This window comes from Chloroflexota bacterium (assembly GCA_023475225.1).
GTDB lineage: Bacteria > Chloroflexota > UBA6077 > FW602-bin22 > JAMCVK01 > JAMCVK01.
In genome coordinates, this window is sequence record JAMCVK010000024.1 from 56717 (window position 1) to 75025 (window position 18309).

Annotated in this window: 16 protein-coding genes; 1 reads left to right on the plus strand and 15 read right to left on the minus strand. The window is 55.0% G+C overall.

Annotated elements, in window-relative coordinates; all coding sequences use genetic code 11:
• Positions 1-57: 57 nt before the first annotated feature.
• The 15 genes from M1136_04935 to M1136_05005 all read right to left on the minus strand — a co-directional run bounded on the left by M1136_04935 (position 58) and on the right by M1136_05005 (position 15909).
• Positions 58-1632: a hydantoinase B/oxoprolinase family protein gene (locus M1136_04935; protein MCL5074982.1), complete on the minus strand. Its 1575-nt coding sequence runs from the start codon at positions 1630-1632 to the stop codon at positions 58-60.
• Between the two features lie 7 nt (positions 1633-1639).
• Positions 1640-3655: a hydantoinase/oxoprolinase family protein gene (locus M1136_04940; GenBank protein ID MCL5074983.1), complete on the minus strand. Its 2016-nt coding sequence runs from the start codon at positions 3653-3655 to the stop codon at positions 1640-1642.
• 51 nt (positions 3656-3706) lie between these two features.
• Complete coding sequence (locus tag M1136_04945; protein ID MCL5074984.1) at positions 3707-4513, minus strand: creatininase family protein; 807 nt, start codon at positions 4511-4513, stop codon at positions 3707-3709.
• 13 nt (positions 4514-4526) lie between these two features.
• A complete protein-coding gene (locus tag M1136_04950; protein ID MCL5074985.1) occupies positions 4527-5231 on the minus strand; it encodes an ABC transporter ATP-binding protein in 705 nt (234 codons plus the stop codon).
• Positions 5218-5946: an ABC transporter ATP-binding protein gene (locus M1136_04955; GenBank protein ID MCL5074986.1), complete on the minus strand. Its 729-nt coding sequence runs from the start codon at positions 5944-5946 to the stop codon at positions 5218-5220. The genes M1136_04950 and M1136_04955 overlap by 14 nt, the downstream gene beginning before the upstream one ends.
• 6 nt (positions 5947-5952) lie before the next feature.
• Positions 5953-6972: a branched-chain amino acid ABC transporter permease gene (locus tag M1136_04960; protein ID MCL5074987.1), complete on the minus strand. Its 1020-nt coding sequence runs from the start codon at positions 6970-6972 to the stop codon at positions 5953-5955.
• A gap of 7 nt (positions 6973-6979) precedes the next feature.
• On the minus strand, positions 6980-7846 hold the full coding sequence (locus M1136_04965; GenBank protein ID MCL5074988.1) for a branched-chain amino acid ABC transporter permease: 867 nt from the start codon (positions 7844-7846) through the stop codon (positions 6980-6982).
• A 75-nt stretch (positions 7847-7921) separates the two neighbouring features.
• Positions 7922-9283 (minus strand): ABC transporter substrate-binding protein, encoded by a 1362-nt coding sequence (locus M1136_04970; GenBank protein MCL5074989.1) that lies wholly within the window; start codon positions 9281-9283, stop codon positions 7922-7924.
• Positions 9284-9503: 220 nt separating this feature from the next.
• A complete protein-coding gene (locus M1136_04975; protein MCL5074990.1) occupies positions 9504-10376 on the minus strand; it encodes a DUF6282 family protein in 873 nt (290 codons plus the stop codon).
• On the minus strand, positions 10373-11764 hold the full coding sequence (locus M1136_04980) for a monomethylamine:corrinoid methyltransferase (protein MCL5074991.1): 1392 nt from the start codon (positions 11762-11764) through the stop codon (positions 10373-10375). Before M1136_04980 ends, M1136_04975 begins: the two co-directional genes overlap by 4 nt.
• A 5-nt stretch (positions 11765-11769) precedes the next feature.
• Positions 11770-12432, minus strand: a complete 663-nt coding sequence (locus M1136_04985; GenBank protein MCL5074992.1) for a B12-binding domain-containing protein — start codon at positions 12430-12432, stop codon at positions 11770-11772.
• Positions 12433-12451: 19 nt separating this feature from the next.
• Positions 12452-13159: a maleate cis-trans isomerase gene (locus M1136_04990; GenBank protein ID MCL5074993.1), complete on the minus strand. Its 708-nt coding sequence runs from the start codon at positions 13157-13159 to the stop codon at positions 12452-12454.
• A 95-nt stretch (positions 13160-13254) separates the two neighbouring features.
• Positions 13255-13584 carry a 2Fe-2S iron-sulfur cluster-binding protein gene (locus M1136_04995; GenBank protein MCL5074994.1) on the minus strand — a complete coding sequence of 110 codons (330 nt, stop codon included), beginning with the start codon at positions 13582-13584 and terminating at the stop codon, positions 13255-13257.
• Between the two features lie 3 nt (positions 13585-13587).
• Positions 13588-15297, minus strand: a complete 1710-nt coding sequence (locus M1136_05000; protein MCL5074995.1) for an FAD-binding protein — start codon at positions 15295-15297, stop codon at positions 13588-13590.
• 45 nt (positions 15298-15342) lie between these two features.
• A complete protein-coding gene (locus tag M1136_05005) occupies positions 15343-15909 on the minus strand; it encodes a cupin domain-containing protein (protein ID MCL5074996.1) in 567 nt (188 codons plus the stop codon).
• 412 nt (positions 15910-16321) lie between these two features.
• Here M1136_05005 and M1136_05010 point away from each other — a divergent pair, with 412 nt between their 5' ends.
• Positions 16322-18094, plus strand: a complete 1773-nt coding sequence (locus tag M1136_05010; protein ID MCL5074997.1) for a hypothetical protein — start codon at positions 16322-16324, stop codon at positions 18092-18094.
• The last annotated feature ends 215 nt before the right edge of the window (positions 18095-18309 follow it).

Genomic DNA, 18309 nt, shown 5'->3' on the forward strand with positions numbered 1-18309 from the left:
AAGAATCAACTACAGACATTATAGCAAGGGGCATACCTTGGGGCAATGCAAGCAGAGTTAACCCCAACCACCGCCACCAGGTGTCTGGATAAGCAGGATGTCGCCCTCGTCCACCGAAAAGGTAGCCTTTGACGGAAGCTCTGTTTCCTCCTCACATCTCTTCCTGAACAGGATGTTGCGACCGGTGGCTCCTGGGCTTCCTCCAAATAGGCCATAAGGGGCAAAGCGTCGTCGTTCCGAAACGATAGTCACCGTGGCTGAGGATAGAAACTCGATAGCGCGATGGAGACCATCACCACCCTTATATTTGCCCAAGCCCCCGGAATGGCGGCGAATGGCATATTCTCGAACCCGGAAAGGGAATTGAAATTCCAGGGCCTCTATTGGCGTGTTCATCGTGTTAGTCATATGGGTGTGTACTCCGGATAAACCGTCACGTCCTGGCCGCGCCCCCATGCCTCCACCGATGGTCTCGTAATAAGCATAGAGTTGCTGTCGGAAGGGATCATAGCCCCCGATCGTTAGGTTATTCATTGTGCCCTGGCTGGCTGCCGGAATGATGTTGGGCAGCGCCTGGGCTAAAGCCCCCAGTATTACGTCTGCGATCCGCTGTGATGTCTCGACATTACCAGCTGAGACAGCCCGTGGCGGCCTGGCGTTCATAACACTGCCTTCTGGAGCAATGACCTTGATGGGGGCCAGGCATCCCTGGTTAGCCGGTACGCGATCCCCCGTCAGACACCGCACAACGTATAGCGCCACCGATTGTGTGACGGACAGAACGGCGTTGACGCAGCCCATCCGTTCCGCTGAACTACCGCTGAAATCTAGAGTGAGCTCATCGCCTTGTACCGATACCTCCACCTGGATGACGACGGGTTCAGCCGTATACCCATCATTGTCAAGATGGTCGGTGAAGACATAACGGCCATCTGGAACTGCGCTGATGACCGCTCTAGTCAGTCGTTCCGTATATTGGATTAAAGCGTCTATGTGGGCTCTTGTCTCAGTGATGCCATAACGGGCGATGATCTCATTTAAGCATCTTTCCCCCACCCTTGCAGCGGCGATCTGGGCGGATAGATCACCCCTGCGTTCCTCAGGGGTGCGGACATTACGGCAGATGAAACTTAACAGGGGCTCATCGACTTGTCCGGCCCGGGCAATCTTCAATGGTGGTATGATGAGTCCCTCCTGGAAGATCTCCGTGGCCATCGGCATTGACCCTGGGGTCATGCCCCCGACATCGGCATGGTGGGCTCGACTGGCAACGAAGCCAAAGAGCTCTTCGGCATTGCTCTGCCCCCCTTCACGGATAAAGACCGGCGAGACTAACGTAATATCAGGGAGATGTGTTCCACCCAAATATGGATCGTTGAGGATCACGATGTCGCCCGGTACAAAGTCGAATAGCTCAATAGCCTTGGCTACCGAAGCGGGCATGGCCCCTAGATGAACCGGGATATGAGCCGCCTGAGCTACCATACGCCCCTGAACATCGAAAAAGGCACAGGAGTAGTCGCGGCGTTCCTTTATATTAGGTGAATAGGCCGTTCGACCCAAGGTCACACCCATCTCTTCGGCTACGGAGATGAAAAGGTTCTTAAAGATCTCTAAACTTACCGGATCGATCACTATCTTATCCCCCTTCTGTGCTGGGAGATATGAGGAGATTGTGGAAGGGATCAACTATACCAGTCCAGCTGGGTGGGATCACTACCGTAGAATCGAACTGGAAGATGATAGCCGGTCCGGCTATCCTGTTCCCACAATGTAGTCGCGAGCGCTCGTAAAGGGCTGTGGTCAACAGTTGGCCAGCAAATAAGACCGCTTTCTGGCCAAGTAGGGCCTCACTGGCATCTTCTCCCCTAAAGTTTTCCCTTTCCAGGCTGGGTTTGTCGACCAGCCCTACCGCCCTCAGTCGCAGGTTGACTATCTCCACAGCTCGCTCGGGATTGCTGTAGGCGAATCGTTGTTGGTGAGCCTTATGGAACCGCTCAATGGCGGCTAAGCGACCCATGGAATTGATGGCCGGCTCGCCAGGCGATTCATACACTGTAGTCAATTCGTAGGCTTGTCCTCGATAGCGCATATCCAGAAACTTCTCAATCCTGATACGCTCCGCTGGAATCCCTTCAGCCAGCATCTCCATCCATCCCCGCCTCTCCAACGGTTCAAGGAGATTTTGGATTTGTTCCGAACCGGCCTCGGCTTCGCCTAACATTACTGTTGTGGAGTAGTCTTTAATTATATCCGACATCATAATCCCCATAGCCGAAAGTACTCCTGGATGGCGGGGAATCAATACCCGTGGTATGTGCAGCTCACGGGCCAGATCACAGGCATGGGCTGGCCCAGCACCACCGAAGGCGACGAGAACAAAGTCTCGGGGGTCAAAGCCGCGTTCCACTGATATCACCCTGATAGCGCGTTCCATATTCGAATTGGCCACGCGAATTATGCCTTGAGCGGCTTGTTGTATACTGGTGCCCATCGTCTGGGCCAGACGCTCCATATGTGACTTAGTTCGTTCGTAGTCCAGGTACATCCGGCCGCCCAGAAAGTAGTCCACATCTAACCTGCCCAAGATCAGGTTGGCGTCGGTAACTGTGATATCCTGTCCTTTACCATAGCAAACCGGCCCGGGGTCGGCCCCGGCCGACTCAGGACCTACGGTTAAGGCCCCTCCACTATCTATGCGAGCGATGGAACCACCTCCTGCGCCAACCGTATGAATGTCAATCATAGGCACCCTTAGGGGATAGCCATCGATGCTGGACTCGGTAGTTTCCTGAATGTAACCAGGGCAAAGAGAGACGTCGGTTGATGTCCCCCCCATATCAAATGTGATGACGTGGTTGAAACCACTGGCTAGGGCTACATTATAGGCACCTACCACACCACCAGCTGGCCCACTCAATATGGTTCGCACCGGTTGGTTGATGGCTGTCTCTGCTGAGATACTTCCTCCGGAGGACTGCATGATCCGGAAGCTGTGGCCCAAGCCTGTCCGCAGCTTGGCTATATAGAGGCTGATGATTGGGGACACGTAGGCATTGACGGTCACAGTGCTGATACGCTCATACTCGCGGTATTCTGGCAGTATCTCACTGGATAAGGAGACGAATAAGGTATCTTGCTCCCGCAAGAGAACGTCTCTGACCAAACACTCGTGCACGGGGTTCAGGAAGGAGAAGAGAAAACAGATGGCCACAGACCCCACGTTTTGTGCCTGTAATAGGCGCATGATAGGGCCAATCTCTTCCGTTGAGAGGGGCTGGATGACAGTGCCGGTGTAATCAATGCGTTCAGAAACCTCAAAGCGCCGTTCGCTTGGTACCAACAAAGGGGGTCGGTCAACCATCAAATCGTAGAGGCTGGGGCGAGTCTGGCGTCCAATCTCCAGGACGTCCTTGAACCCCTTAGTGGTGATGATGGCGGTGGTCGCCCCCTCACGCTCTAAAACGGCGTTTGTAGCCACGGTGGAGCCGTGCACGATAGGACAGTCAGAGGGTACGTTGAAGTCCTTGAGTCCCTGGCAGAGGGCCTCGGAGGGGTCGTCAGGGGTAGTAAGCAACTTGTGGATGGCTAGTTTACCATCTCGAAACAGGACGAAGTCTGTGAATGTGCCGCCTATATCGACGCCTAAGATCATCTTTGAGGAGCGGTGCTTAAGGATTTGTCTCTGCCCAGCAATATAGTAACCTTAATAGGGTATGTTCACTGTCTTTAGCTGTACCTTGAGTGGCCTCACCTGCTTGATTAGTTCCACAAGGTTAGCCACCAGGGCCTTATGGAACCTTTCTCCTTTCTCGGCGGTGATCACTGTTGCATCCCCATAGACACCACTTGGTTCTGTATTCTGCTTGAACTCCTCCATCGTCTGAGGCACGAAGATGCGGTCCCCCTGAAGATAAGGGTCGGAGATATGAAACCGACCCTGTGGCCATACGTTTCGCCTGGCCTTACTCATATCTACCAGGTTTGGATACAGGTAGAGCATCTGCGATCCCTCATGCTGAGCGCCGTGCCCGATCGATCCAGGTTCGGGTGTTCGGAGCTCCCTGGATATCGTGTCACCAAGATCCCAGGGATCCACTACGGCCACGTACGCCCCGGTCTCATTCCTCACCCTTGTCGCTGCTATCTGTAGCGGTGGCAGGTTGGCCCGGGCGTGACCATTGACGATGATCACCTTACCGAAGCCATGGCTGATCAAGCTGTAGCAGACCTCGGTTACCACTTGGGCCACCGTCTCCGGTCGCAGGGTAATTGTCCCCGGATAACCCATATGGTGAACTGACCAACCATACCAGAAAGGTGGTGCTACTAACGTCATCGTTTCCCTGGCGGCATCCTCAGCCAGGCGGATGGCCGTGAAGGCGTCGGTGCCTAAGGGCATATGTTGCCCGTGTTGCTCTGTGCTTCCCACTGGCAACAGGATCAAGTCGTTCTCCTTTAGATGTGCCTCTACCTCGGGCCACTTCCATTCTTGGAGCCAACATCGCCACATCGTTCACCCCTCGTTACATTCCTAAATAGGCTTTCCTGACGAGATCAATCTCCAGCAGCTCTGCCCCTGTGCCCTCCAGGACGATATTGCCGGTTTGAAGCACATAGGCTCTGTCGGCCAGCTCCAGGGCCTCTCTGACGTTCTGCTCTACCAGGAGGATGGTTGTGCCCTCCTGATTTATTTGCTTGATGGCCTCAAAGATGGCTGTCACCAGCCGGGGCATGAGCCCGAGGGAGGGTTCATCGAGCATCAGGAGTTTAGGGCGTGACATTAAGCCACGGGCTATGGCCAGCATTTGCTGTTCACCCCCGCTCAATGTACCCGCCTTCTGTTTCTGTCGCTCCTTCAGCACAGGGAACATAGCGAAGATGCGTTGGAGTGTCTCTTCTCGCCACTCCTCGGACTTGCGTGAGTAGGCACCCAATAACAAGTTTTGCCGCACATTCATCTTGCTGAAGATGCGTCTTCCCTCAGGGACATGGGCGATGCCCAGATCAACCACCTGGTGGGGCGGCGATTGATCGATCCTTACGCCCTCAAATAGGATCTGTCCCTCTGTAGGATGAAGTAGACTGGAGATAGTCTTCAGGATTGTGCTTTTACCCGCCCCATTAGAGCCGATGATGGCGACGATCTCTCCCGGCTCTATCCTGAAAGAGACATTGTGAAGGGCTGGAACACCCCCATACGATACTTTTATCTTCTCAACTTGCAGCATGGTATCTATCTCCCAGGTAGGCTCTAATGACATCCTCGTTTTGGGCGATCTCCTGAGGCATGCCCTCAGCTATCTTCTTCCCATAGTCGAGCACGAGGACCCGATCGGAGATAGGCATAATTACTTCCATAACGTGCTCAACCAGAAAGAGGGTAATACCCCGGTCGCGCAACCTATAGATCAGCTCTACCGCCTCTTGTTGCTCCTTCGGATTTAAGCCGGCCATGGCCTCATCAAGCATCAACAGTTTTGGCCTGGTCGCTAAAGCGCGGGCCACCTCTAAGCGCTTCTTATCAGCGGTAGTCAGGTTGGCTCCCAGAATGGACTGCTTATCGGCTAGCCCAACGAATTCCAGTACCTCCAAAGCCGTCTTACGTGTCTGCTTGGCGTCCGCTGTGTGGCAGAAGCCGCCCACCATCACATTCTCCAGGACAGTCATATCCTTGAAGATGCGCATAATCTGGAAGGTGCGGGCCAGTCCAAGCTGGCAGATTCGCTCCGGCGTATATCCGGTGATCATCTGCCTGTCAAACCTGACGGAGCCTTCATCCGGCCGGTAGAACCCAGCGATGCAATTGAAAAGGGTAGTCTTGCCTGCCCCATTGGGACCGATCATACCCACGATCTCTCCCTGGTTGACCTCCACATTTATGCGGTCGTTAGCCACCAGGCCGCCAAACCTCTTCGTCAGATTGTTCACTTCGAGAAGAGCCATCTCAATTCAACCCTGCCGTCTGAATCGCTGAAGGAGTCCAATCAATCCCTTAGGCTGAAAAACAGCCACAATCGTAATCATGGCCCCATAGGTGATCAGGTGCACGGCCGTCGTGCTGCCCAGGTAAACGCGGGTGAACTCGGACAAAGGTATCAACATGAGTGCTCCCAGAATAGGTCCCCAGAGCGTTCCCGCCCCTCCGACGACGGCAATAAGGCAGATGATCACCGAAAGTATGAAGTGGAATACCGTCTCCGGATCAATGAACATTAGATACTGGGCATAGAAGGATCCTCCGAAGGCAGTGAAGAGAGCACTGAAGGACATCGCAATCAACTTATATTTGGTGGGGTCTATGCCCAGGCTGCGTGCCGCATCCAGGTCCTGTTTGATGGCCCGGAAGTAGAAGCCCATTCGCGAGCGCTCAATCCAGTAGGTCAGAACCATTATGGCTGTAAGCATGGCCAGGCTGATGTAGTAAAAAGGGGCCCGACTCTTAAACTGAAAGTTGATAAATGACTCTTTTAGGAAGGGAACGTACAATCCTACGGCACCACCAACATCCTGCCAGTTAATAAAGCTGGTTTGGATTACTGAGGCAACGGCGATAGTAGCAATGACAAAATAGTGCCCTTTAAGTCTGAAGCATGGATAGCCAATGATCAAGGAAACCAGCACAGCCACAAGTCCACCGGCGAGCATCCCTATCCAGGGGCTGATGTTCCAGCGTAATAAGAGTACAGTTGAAGTGTAGGCGCCAATGCCAAGATAGGCGGCGTGTCCCAATGATACCTGACCGGCATAGCCACCGATGATATTCCAGGCCTGCCCCAACATAGCGTATAGGAAGATCATAATCATCACGTGCTGTGGGAAGAGCCCGCTGAAGATAAAGGGATAGACCAGGATGAAAACACCTAAACCAATCACTACAGCCATCCTGACCAGGCCAAAGGTTGTGAGCGTTTCAACCAGGGGAGCCCGTCTGACCTCAGTTGCACCCTCTACAAGATTCGGCGTTCCCATTTGCTCATCACCACTTCCCAAATAGCCCTTGTGGCCGTATCAGCACAACAGTCAGATAGACCAATAAAACGATCGCGTACTTGAAAGCCGGCAGAAAAAGTCCGGCCCAATTCTCCACCAGGCCGATCAGTATGCCAGCGACGAAGGCCCCGCTGATGCTGCCAAATCCGCCCAGGGCTACCGTCACAAAGGCGGTGAGGGCAAAGATGGAGCCAACGTTGGGGAAGATGTAATAATAGGTGGCTAACAGCGCGCCGGCGATGCCCACACAGGCGGCACCTATCCCCCAGGCGATGGCGAACACACGATCGGTATTTATGCCCATCAGGGCGGCTGCCTCTTTGTCCTCAGCCGTCGCTTCGAGGGCCCGTCCCGTCTCTGTTCTAGCGATTAACCAGTAGATGAAGGCTGTGGCCACGATGGCTCCCACCGAGGCTAGCAGTTGGGGTGTACCGACGAATACGCCCTTAAATACCTCAAGGCGCCCACTGGCCAGAGACACTTGAATCAGCCTATAGTTGGCTGTCCAGAGAAATTGGGCTGTGGCTTGCAGGAAGACCATCAGACCGAACGTGGCGAAGATTTGAGCTGACATAGGGGCGGCCAGAACGCGACTGATGATCAGCTTGTGCGTGAGCACGCCGATCATGAATAAAAGCAAGGCGCAGATGGGCAGGGAAACCAGCGGATCCATGGCGAAAAGCACATATAACCAGTACGCGGTATACATGCTTATCATCAAGAACTCCCCATGGGCGAAGTTCACGATATCCATAACGCCGTAGATCAGGGTAAGGCCAAGGGCGATCAGGGAATAAACTAACCCCATCAACAGACCGTTGAGCATTGCTTGGGCCAATGCCTCAGGCTGCATCTATAGTACTCCATTCTAGGAGCAGGTGGCTTCTACGAAGAAGCCGCCTGCTCGACCTCAGGAATGCTGTATCACCTATTTTCGCTCGCTCCACTTCGGGATGGGCCAGATCACGTCCTTTGCGGCCAACTCGAAGGGCCAAACGGTGTAGTATACCTCGCCCTGTGCTTGAACCACGATTCCCCGTCCAAGGATGTTCTGTCCGGTATTCGGATCGAACTTCACGCCGTCCCAGGGCATGATCAGCTGGTCGCCGGGGATATTAGTCTCAAGCAAAGCCTTGCGGATAGCCTCCGGGCTGGTGGAACCAGCGCGGTTAATAGCATCCAACATCGTTAACGTTCCGGTGAAGTTACGTGAAGATACGCCAGTCATATTAGCCCCATAGCGCTGCTTGTAGAGATCATTAACGGCCTTCACCAGAGGCTTCTTCCCGGCCAGGTCCAGAGCGAACACCTCGCGACTTAATATGTAGTTGCCATCCTTTCCTACCGTCTTCAGAAAATCTGACTCGATGAAGCCGGCATCCTGGGCGATCACGGCCAGCGGATTGTAGTCCAGCTGCTTGAAGGTCCTTACCATCAGGATAGCGTCGGAGATGTAGGAGGTAGGCATCGCGATATCGGCCCCGGAACCCTTCAGTTTCTCGACCTCGCTACTGAGAGAGGCGGTATTGGCTGGATAGGGTATGGTCGTCACTACATCATTGCCGTACTCCTTGGCATATTGAGCCTCAAACTTGGCCGAGTCGGTGCCGAAAAGGGTATTCTCGTGGATGAGGGCGATCTTCTTGACTGCAATGCCCTTTTTCTTCTTCAAATCCTCCAGGAACTGGAAGAAGTTCTGAGCGAACGTTTGATCGTGTGGGGTGGTGCGGAAGAACCACTTCAGGCCCTGTTGGGTTAACATTGGGGAGGTGGAGATGGGAGTCAGGAGTGGCACTCCCAACGATTCGGCCGCCCTGCTGGCCACAGCGGTGACTGAACTGGCGTAGGTACCGACGATGGCCACCACCTTCTCACTAGTGATCAACCGTTCTACCTCAGCCTTGCCCTTCTCCGGGCTGCCCCCATCATCTGCGAAGACGAGCTTGACTTTTGCTCCACCAAGATTAGGTAGTCCCTCTGTCTTAGCCAGGGGCATGTTCAAGTCATACTTGCCATTAACAATTTCGGCCAGCAGTTCAGAGCCGTTTTTCATCTCCAACCCAGCCGGACCCTGAGGGCCTGTCAAAGGAGCGAGGACGCCTACTTTTATCTCCTTCACGACCACGGGGGTGGGACTAGGTGCCGCAGCTGGCTTAGTTGCTTCCGCTGCCGGCTTAGCGGCAGTAGGGGTGGGTGTCGGCGCGGCGGCCTTCTCAACACAAGCAGACAGCAAGACACCGATTAACAGAAATACCAACGACATCCCCAGAACTTGCCCTATCTTCTTCATATCAATTTCCCCTCCTTCAGTGAATGCATCGAATGGGGGGTGTTCGAAAGCGCTTCTCAATTTGAACCCCACCATTTTGAGGGATTTTAGAAAGAAAGCCACTGTTGGGGTACACCCCCAGACCCCCAACGTTGAAATTCCCTGCTCCGTTCTAAATTACTATCTCACCTCCATTCCTGTAAGGCGTTTGGGAACGCCTCTCGACTCCAAAAAAAGCCCTCTATAGGTTTAGCAACCATCGTGGTATTTCTACCATCATGGTGTGCAGGTCCACTTCGCTGATGCCTTTCTCATAGAGACACTGAGCCAGAATGCGCAGGGCCTCGGGAGGCATTGGATTGTGTCGTTGTCCTGTGTCCGTGACAAGAATGCAATTACCGGCTCCCAGGATGCTTATGGCTTCACGGACCCGGTCCAGATTGTTGCCTGGCCAGGCCCACATGGGGGAGAGCCCACAGTAGTCGATCTCCACCTTTGCTCCCAGGTTCACCAGCTCTTTTAGCGGCCCCAGGTCAAGGTTCGGTATTTTGAAGAAGGGGTGATTGATTATCATCCGACGAACGCCATGCTCCCTGGCACCACGTAGCAAGGCCAGGATCTCCTCGGGGGAAAGGTGTCCTGTTCCCAGAGCGACATCGTATTGGGCGATTAAGGCAAGTACGTTCTGTGTGTCATCGGTCAGTCGTCCATTACTTAATATGGTGATGCCTTCCTGGGTGCGCTGCCCCCCGGCCTGGACGTCGTATCCACCGGTGAAGCCGAATATCCGGGCATGATTGGCGGCGTCGATAGTGGGCATCCAAATGATCTTGCCTCCTAGCTTAAGCGTGGCTTCTACAGCCGCTGGGTTGAGGCCACCGACATAGCGGTTCAGGACTATACCACCAAAAACCTTAATCTCTGGAAACTCTTGTCCTACCAGATAGGCCCGGCTAACGGTAGCCTCGTGATGGCATTTGAGGACGATGGCCTGCATCCCGGTCTCTTGTGCAGCCCTGGCCATCGCCCGATCATCAGCCAGGCGGTGGAACAGGCAGGGGTGAGAATGGATATGGATATCAATGGCTCCCTGCACTGATACCATATCGGTCATAACGCTCTACCCTGAAGGATAGTTTTCCATCTGAGCCCCATAGATTCGAGTTCCTCTCTAACCCGATGATATAGTTCAAGGTATTCCGGTTTGGGAATGCCCCGGGCGACATCGAAACAGTCCTGGTATCGTTGGCCGATGGGGGCATGCGGTATCGAATCCTCGTACCGATCCAGAAGGGACTTAACAACCTCGTTAGCCTCTTTCCGGGTCATCCCGGTGGTGGCGTGGGCCACCTCGGTCGCGAATTGCGGTTCTAGCGGAGTCATATAGTCGACGTGTGTGGCCTTGGCCGTTCCTTCGGCCTCGATCGACCCGCCGGAAACGACGGCGGCGATCACCCAGGCAGCCGTCTCGTAGAGACACATTTCTGTCACGGGCCCAGCAGCGACATACCCCAAGTCCAGGAGTGGGAAATGGCTGTTGCGACTGATGGCCTGGGAGCTGACGCTCAAGGCCCATAAGGTATTCCGACAGGTAGTGCAGCCATAAGCAAAATGAGTGGGGAACGGATGATGGAACGTAGCGCGCTTCACCAGGATGCCCTCCAGATTGTAGGCCACCGTCACCACAGCCGTACCTTCTGGCCCACCGGCGTAGCCACCAAGAAGCGTTCCTGTTTCGGAGAGCCAGTTGAGCCCTGTATTCAATAAATAGGCAATCTTATTCAACAGGTCGAAGTTGATCTTCAGTTCAGCTAAGGAAGCGATCTCCCAGGCATCCCCGGCCCCCAGGCCGAACTGGCTGCCAGCCAGTGTAGCCATGCCAGATACAGCTGTGGCTATGCCATTGATAATGGGTAGACCAGGCCGTCCAGCGCGGCGAATGGCCTCTTTAGAAAGGACTACAGTTCTGATCGCTCCCTCGATCTCCAACGGCGTCCCAGCTACAACTTCCTGTCCATTGATAGTGGCTAGGCTGGGCGTAGTGATGGAGTCAGCCAGAGGGATGGCGGCATACCACTGCACCAGGCTGGCCAAAATCTCCTCATTGGAGGCACCCCCGCCGGCCGCACCTACCGAACACCACGGTGGTTCGCTGCTTTCAGGGCGCCTGGCGATCAGCCTCTTGGCCTCCTTCCCCGTACCTAAAATGGGTCCAATGGGGGCAGAGGCGATAGCCTCGTTGAGCTCCTCCGCGCTGAACTTGATGATCCGTTCACTATCGACACAGTATGTCCCTACATCTCGATAAAATTCCATTCCAGCCATAAACAGCCGGTCGGCTAACCCATCGTCGGCCGGTATCGGGTTCTCTGGATCATACCTGATATCGTATTTGCGGATTACCTCCCGTAGTTTGGGTACGAAAACTCGCAGGTTAAAATCGTTCTCTGAACAGACTGGGCCGCTAAGGGCCCTATTAACCACCTCAGCGAAACTGACCATGCCCTTTAGCCTCTCTTTCTCTCAGACATCAGTTGCAGAGCGACCTTGACTGCATCATCGGCCGTCGCCCCATAGCCGTCTGCTCCTATCTTGTTAGCCCACAGTTGATCGACTGGAGCACCGCCCACCATCACCTGATATTTTTCCCTGAGTCCTTGCCCTTTGAGGTGCTCAATGACATCCTTCTGGTTAGGCATCGTCGTTGTCATCAGGGCAGAACAGGCTATGATATCGGCCTTCGTCCTTTCAGCAGCCTCGACAAAGGCTGAGGCAGCGATATCGCTGCCCAAATCATACACTTCGAATCCCGCTGCTTTCAACAAGGTGGCGACAATATTTTTACCGATCTCGTGAATATCACCTTTAACCGTGCCGATGACGACCGTACCAGCCCTCAACGTCTCCTTGTTGTCCCTGGTCATCCTTGGCTCCAGCACGGCCATCGCTGCTTTCCAGGCCTCAACGGCCAACATAACCTCTGGCAACCAGATTTCGAAGGCACGCCACTTGTCGCCCACAGTCCGCATGCCAATCAGGAGCCCCTTTTCTACCGCTTCGACGGGTGGAATGCCCTCCTGTAGAGCCTGTTCTGCGGCAGCTGTTGCCGCGGTGACATCGCCAGCGACGATGGCCCTGGCCAGCGCCTGTAAAGTCGCTTCGTCTGACAATGAAGAATACCTCCTTGTGTTATTGTAAGCTGCTCAATATGTCAAGGTCAGCTTTCACCTGCAGTCGCTTGAGGGCTGCCCACAGTGAGGCCTGGTTGCTCGTCACCACTGGCTTGCCCAGCACCTTAGAGAGAGGCACAATTATCTCGAAGGTGCGAAAGTTGGTGCAGCTGATAAAGAGGACATCCGAGTCCTTATCGTTGAATTCATAGGCTAGTTTGAAAGCTTCGGCTGGATGTTGCCGGCCTATCTCGGTGTTATCCACAATCCCTAATCCCCGTACCTGCGTTACCTTAAATCCGTTGTCCTCAAAGAAGATCCGTTCCCGCTCGTTGATCTCAGTGATATAGGGAGTGAAAATCTCCACGCGTTTGGCCTTAAGGTGAGTCAGGGCGTCCAAAACGGCGTGGGAGGTCGTCAGTGTCGGTATCCCGGTAGCCCCTTCCATCTGTTCTTCAAGTCGCCTATCATAACCCTTTCCTTCGATGAAGCTGCCACTGGTACAGCCATAAAGGATCAGATCAGGTCGACAATCAGCCAGGAGTTGTGCCCCTTGGACACAGGTAGAGGCCATCGCCCGAAGCACCTCTGGCGTCACATCAACGCAGGGCATCCGTGCCGTGTGTAGTGACACAGAAGGAGGCAAATAGTGGCCGAATTCGAATTCCATTGTGGTGTTCGATGAGGGAATAAGTAGCCCGAGTCTCTTCCTGGGCTCGCCTAACATACTAACCACCTCCTCACTCGCCTTAGGTCATTATGGGGTTGTAATCAACATTGTGATGTCCCGAAAACTGAAATTCTGCTCGATTTACGGTATAGCTAATCGAAGGCCACGGCCAGGTCCCTGATCAATGACTCCTTCTCCAGAGGCCCGACCATCACCCGCTCCCCCGGCCGGACAATCGTGTGGCAGGCCTTGACCGCTTTGCCTCCCAAGCGGAGGCGACAGCTCCCACAGATGGCCCGCCCGCAGTGATAGTCACGGAAGGCTAGGGTTGGGTCCAAATCCTCATAGATATGCCTGAGCAAGGCCAGGAGGGTCGTTTCCCGGTCAGATAGGATGCGATATGTTTGGAGAGTGGGTTCACCTTCCGCCTGGGGGTCATAACGCAAAATGTCAACGATAATCTCCTTGGCAGGTTCCTTCATTGTCTACGATGCCTCCTCATCTAGCCGGATGGTGGGCACAAGTGTGCTGATGATTCTGTTGTTGTTGCGCCGCAGCAGGGTATGCTGTGGCCAGCCATCGGCCATCTCGGGGTAATCGGTTCGAAAATGGTGACCACGGCTCTCCTTGCGCAACATGGCTGCTGTGGCCACCGCCTCAGCCAGATCAATCATTCCAGGCAGTTCTAGCGCCTCTCGCCAATCATTATTGAAATGAGTCGTCCCCATGACACGGAGATGTGGTAGATCCTCCTCGCGCAATTGTCCCAAGTCTGCTAGAGCCTTCTGTAAGCTAATCTCATCTCGCTTATGTCCCAGATATGTCTGCACGATAGCCTGTAGATGGCGCTTCACCTGGCGAGGTCGCAGGTTACCATCTTTTCGCTCCAGCACTGAATAGGCTGCGGCCGCTGCCTGCTCTACCTCTTCAGGCTCTATTTCTACCCGCTTCCCCAAAGCCTTCGCTGCTTCGGCGGCAAAGTGGCCTGCCCGTGTGCCAAACACTTGGGTCTCGGCCAGGGCGTTACCAGACAAACGGTTTGCTCCGTGCACGTTACCGGCCACCTCTCCGGCTGCGTAAAGCCCGCTGATATTTGTCTCTGTCCTCTCATTGATGCGGATGCCTCCGAGGGTGTAATGGGTGGCGGGGGCTACTTCGATGGGCTGACGCCGAATATCAATACCGACATCCCGCAAGTTATCGTAGGGCAGAGACATTAGTCGATTCAGGATCTCCTCTACCTCTTCTGCACCCCTTGGTGACTTGGCAATATCGATATACAGACCGCCGTGCACCGTCCCTCGGCCCTGCTCTATTTCGTCGAACATAAGGCGCATAAACACGTCGCGTACCGGCAAGGGGCCAGATGGTAAGAACTCTTCGCCCTTTGCGTTTAGCATCTTGCCGCCGACATGCTCCTCATATAGCAGCCCCTCATATTGCACTACAGTGCCACGAAGATGAGGAGGATAGACCAGCACAGTGGGGTAAAAGAGCATCATTTCCATATCGACCAATTCTGCTCCGATGGTGTAGGCCAGCGTGGCCCCATCACCGGTGCTGTCCGGAGACGCATCGGTTTTCTCCCAGAGCGCCTCGTAGCCCCCCGTTGCTAGCACCACCGCCTTAGCGGAGAAGGCGTAGAGGGCACCACAGCGGAGATCAAGAGCGGTTGCCCCCACGACCCTACCGTTCTTAGTCAGTAGCCTGGTCACCATATGGTCCTCAAGCACCTTGATCTCGGGATGCCGGCGCAGCTCCTTTTTGAGGCCAGCTATCAATCCGTAGCCACCGCCCTGAATGACCAGGTTTCGAGGATAGGTCTGGCCAGGGTGCCAGACCTGCAAGAAGCGTTCACCATCCTTGCGGAACTTAACGCCATACCTTTCCAGTTCGAGCATTCGCGGTATGGCCTCGGTGGCCAACGCCTTGGCCAGGTTCTGATCGCTGAGATATCTTCCTTCACGTACCGTATCCTGGAAGTGTATTTCCGGGTTATCACGGGAATCGCGGTGGCCGAGGGCTGCTTCAAAGGAGGGATAAGCCATGGGAGTCAAGCCGCTCCGGCTCAGAGCGCCCTTACAGAGTAGGGTACAGCGAACGCCTTGGGTGCTGGCCTCTATGGCTGCTCTTGCCCCTGCTCCACCGCCCCCAATGACTAGGACATCAGTTTCAACAGTCTGATAGGAGACCATAAAACCTCCCAAGGTTAGGATCGACGCAGCGGCGTCGCTATATGGCTAGAAAGTGGGTGGCGTTATAACCCAGATTAGTTCTAGGTCCTCGGTTCCGATATTGCGCCAGCGGTGTGGGCTTGTACTTTTGAAGTAGATGGAATCCCCTGCCTCGAGAGTATACGTATTGTCATTGATCTCGATCTGCATCGTCCCTCTTTGCACGAAGCCGCACTCTTCGCCCTCATGGCGGTAATAGCTCTCGCTACCAACCCCAGCCGCCGCTCTGATGTAAAGGAATTCCATCCTGCCTTGTAGATTAGGAGAAAGCAGCTCGTAATGAATGTTTGAACCGGGATAGACGAGACTCTTTCGGCTGTGCTTCCGAACGACAACCTCGTCGCTACTCTCTATCTTACCCTCCCTTGGGGGAGGCTTGACCTTCTCAAAAAAGGAGGCGATGGGCACGCCGAGGGCTTCAGAGATGGCCTTGAGGGCAGACACGGATGGGGTAGCCAGATTGCGTTCGACCTGGCTGATAAAGCTAGGGGAGAAGCCGGTCATCTGAGCAACCTGGCGAATCTTGAGATTCTTCGCCATTCTGGCTAGTCGCAGCTGGGCGCCAAGGTCCATCAGGCCCTCTTTGTGCAGTGGTGCTTACTAAATCACTATCATTTAATTTTATTAATCACAATTTAACATACATATGGATTTTGTCAAACCTTCTAATGGGCTATAATTGAGAGAGAAAGCGAGAAAAGAGGAGCTAACGAGAGATAAATGACCTCTTACGTGCCTAGGTCGCTCCGCACTCATTTGACCCTCGGTGGGACTTAGGTGAGGATAGCTGAGGAAAATTATTCAAGGTCACACGTCTATTGATCGGCTAGATGTTGGCTGGGAGAAGGTGAGGTTTGCTGGAGAGGGATGCGATTCAAGTCACTGGCCGTATCCCTACTCGTGGCACAGGGCTGGCGTTGTCTGAGCCTCTACACGGCCGAAATTTTAGCTCCTGCACAAACTCTATTCAGCGAGGAGGAGCCGCATGCCCAATGCACCATCCCCGTCCTGTGTGCGCCCCAGTACCGGTAACCGCACCCTCCTGATTTTAGCTGACAGCTCCCAGGCCGAGGCCTTGCACCTGCCAGGAGCTCTTTATGCCGCGCTAGGCCACTGGGGCATGCCCTACCAGGTCTTGGACCTGGCCCGCAGTCGTTTTGATGCCCAAGGGCTGGCCTCTCACGCTGCCGTGGTCATCGCCCAGGAGCACCTGGGGGCCCGCCTGACCTCAGGCGAGGTGGCGGCCCTGCTGAGTGCCGTGGATGATGGACTGGGCCTGGTCAATTTCGATCATGACCTGGATCTCTACGGTGCAGCCTACCGAGAAGCCGTAGGGTTGATGGGGACCGGCCTGGGAGGCCGACCGGCAGTAGAGGGTGTGGAGAAGATAGTGGTGGCTGACGATGGCCACTACATCAGCTACACGCGGGAAGTGGGCACAGCCGTATCCCTGCGCCAGCCAGTGCCGGCCCTTATAGTCCGGGTCGAGGGCACCAGGAGGAGGGTGTTGGCTGAATCCCAGGATGGCGCCCCCATGTTGGTGGCGGCAACCCTTGGCCAAGGCAAAGTGGTCCAGTGGCTACTGTCGCCGAGGGTCTGGACCCGTTCCTATCTTGGCCACACTCGGGGGATGGATGACCTCTTTTGGAAGGGCATCACCTGGGCGGCCCGAAAGCCCTTCGTCATGAAGGCTATGCCGCCCTTCGTCCGCCTCCGCTTCGACGACTGCAACGGCTATTGGCGAGATGGGTCGGACTTCTACTTCGTGGACGTCCTGAATGCCTATGGCCATATCCCAAGCCTGGCCCTGTGCATGCGGGCGGTCACAGCCGATGGAGCGGCCCGGATCCGCGCGCTGGCTGATGCCGGACGAGCGGAGTTCGCTCCCCACATCCTTGAACCATCAAAAGGCATCTTCTATGGTGATGAAGCTGGGGAGTACAGCGAGGAGCAGTTTCACGCTATCATCGCCGAAGTGAAGGAGCTGTTCCAGAAGTGGGGGGTGAGGATTTCCCCCATTCTTTCAGATCATGACCACACCTGGAGCTGGGGGGTGGTGCCGCTGCTGAGGGAACTGGGGATCGAGTTCAAAATGAACATTACCTTGCCTGGCGAGCGCTGGGAAGACGTACACGTGGACTGGCGGCCGGCGCCATACGGCGTCATGGACTACGCCCTGGACTACCTGCCTGACCCGCTTAGTCACCTTTTCGTTGTCTTCAATCACTACCCAGCCTTTGAGCATGCTCGGGCCTATCTACCGGACGGCCGCTTTACCTATAACCGGGCCGGGGGCTTCGGATCCTACAAATGGGACTTTCTCAACGGGTTGACCACCTACCGGGGACAGCAAGCGACTAATCAGGTGGAAGTAGCAGCGCGGCGCCTGGCTGAGCACACTCGTCTGGGCCTGGATAGCCTCTTCTTCGGCGGCTCCATCAGCCACTCGCACTTCATCCGCGATCTTTCGGCGGGGGAATGGCGAGCCCTGATGGATCGCTATGAGGAGCTGACGGCTCGTTACCAGAAGCTCAACGTGGGCTATGATCAAGTGGCCCACTACGCCAGAAGCAAGGTGGATAGCCACCTGGCCTATGTTGAAGCCGAGTCCTCTGGGACCTTCCACTGCCGCCTTGAGGGCCGCACCACTGTCCCCCTCCAGCTCTACGTCTTCCGCGACGTGGACGATGGCACCGAGCATCGTTTCCAGGAGGTACCGGTCTTTGAAGGGAGGCAAGAGGTATCTTTCCGGGCCTGACCACGGGCGCAGGGAAAATCCCAGCTGTGCTCCAGCCACCAAGCAAGACACTTTATGAGCATCACTCAGGAGGTGTCCACTTGCCCTAGCTGCCTGGGGCGGCGCTTAGGGGCAAAGATGGATGGGCACTGGAAAGCAGAAATAGCCCTTGTTGGAGAAGGAGGTGAGGGACAAAAACATCAATGCCGATGGTTGATCGTATCCCAGTTGGGAAG

Bases quoted from the DNA above. Each gene is read 5' to 3' on its own strand.
- M1136_04940 (MCL5074983.1), bottom strand. From the start codon at position 3,655: ATGATCTTAGGCGTCGATATAGGCGGCACATTCACAGACTTCGTCCTG.
- M1136_04945 (MCL5074984.1), bottom strand. From the start codon at position 4,513: ATGTGGCGATGTTGGCTCCAAGAATGGAAGTGGCCCGAGGTAGAGGCA.
- M1136_04950 (MCL5074985.1), bottom strand. From the start codon at position 5,231: ATGCTGCAAGTTGAGAAGATAAAAGTATCGTATGGGGGTGTTCCAGCC.
- M1136_04955 (MCL5074986.1), bottom strand. From the start codon at position 5,946: ATGGCTCTTCTCGAAGTGAACAATCTGACGAAGAGGTTTGGCGGCCTG.
- M1136_04960 (MCL5074987.1), bottom strand. From the start codon at position 6,972: ATGGGAACGCCGAATCTTGTAGAGGGTGCAACTGAGGTCAGACGGGCT.
- M1136_04965 (MCL5074988.1), bottom strand. From the start codon at position 7,846: ATGCAGCCTGAGGCATTGGCCCAAGCAATGCTCAACGGTCTGTTGATG.
- M1136_04970 (MCL5074989.1), bottom strand. From the start codon at position 9,283: ATGAAGAAGATAGGGCAAGTTCTGGGGATGTCGTTGGTATTTCTGTTA.
- M1136_04975 (MCL5074990.1), bottom strand. From the start codon at position 10,376: ATGACCGATATGGTATCAGTGCAGGGAGCCATTGATATCCATATCCAT.
- M1136_04980 (MCL5074991.1), bottom strand. From the start codon at position 11,764: ATGGTCAGTTTCGCTGAGGTGGTTAATAGGGCCCTTAGCGGCCCAGTC.
- M1136_04990 (MCL5074993.1), bottom strand. From the start codon at position 13,159: ATGTTAGGCGAGCCCAGGAAGAGACTCGGGCTACTTATTCCCTCATCG.
- M1136_04995 (MCL5074994.1), bottom strand. From the start codon at position 13,584: ATGAAGGAACCTGCCAAGGAGATTATCGTTGACATTTTGCGTTATGAC.
- M1136_05000 (MCL5074995.1), bottom strand. From the start codon at position 15,297: ATGGTCTCCTATCAGACTGTTGAAACTGATGTCCTAGTCATTGGGGGC.
- M1136_05005 (MCL5074996.1), bottom strand. From the start codon at position 15,909: ATGGACCTTGGCGCCCAGCTGCGACTAGCCAGAATGGCGAAGAATCTC.
- M1136_05010 (MCL5074997.1), top strand. From the start codon at position 16,322: ATGCCCAATGCACCATCCCCGTCCTGTGTGCGCCCCAGTACCGGTAAC.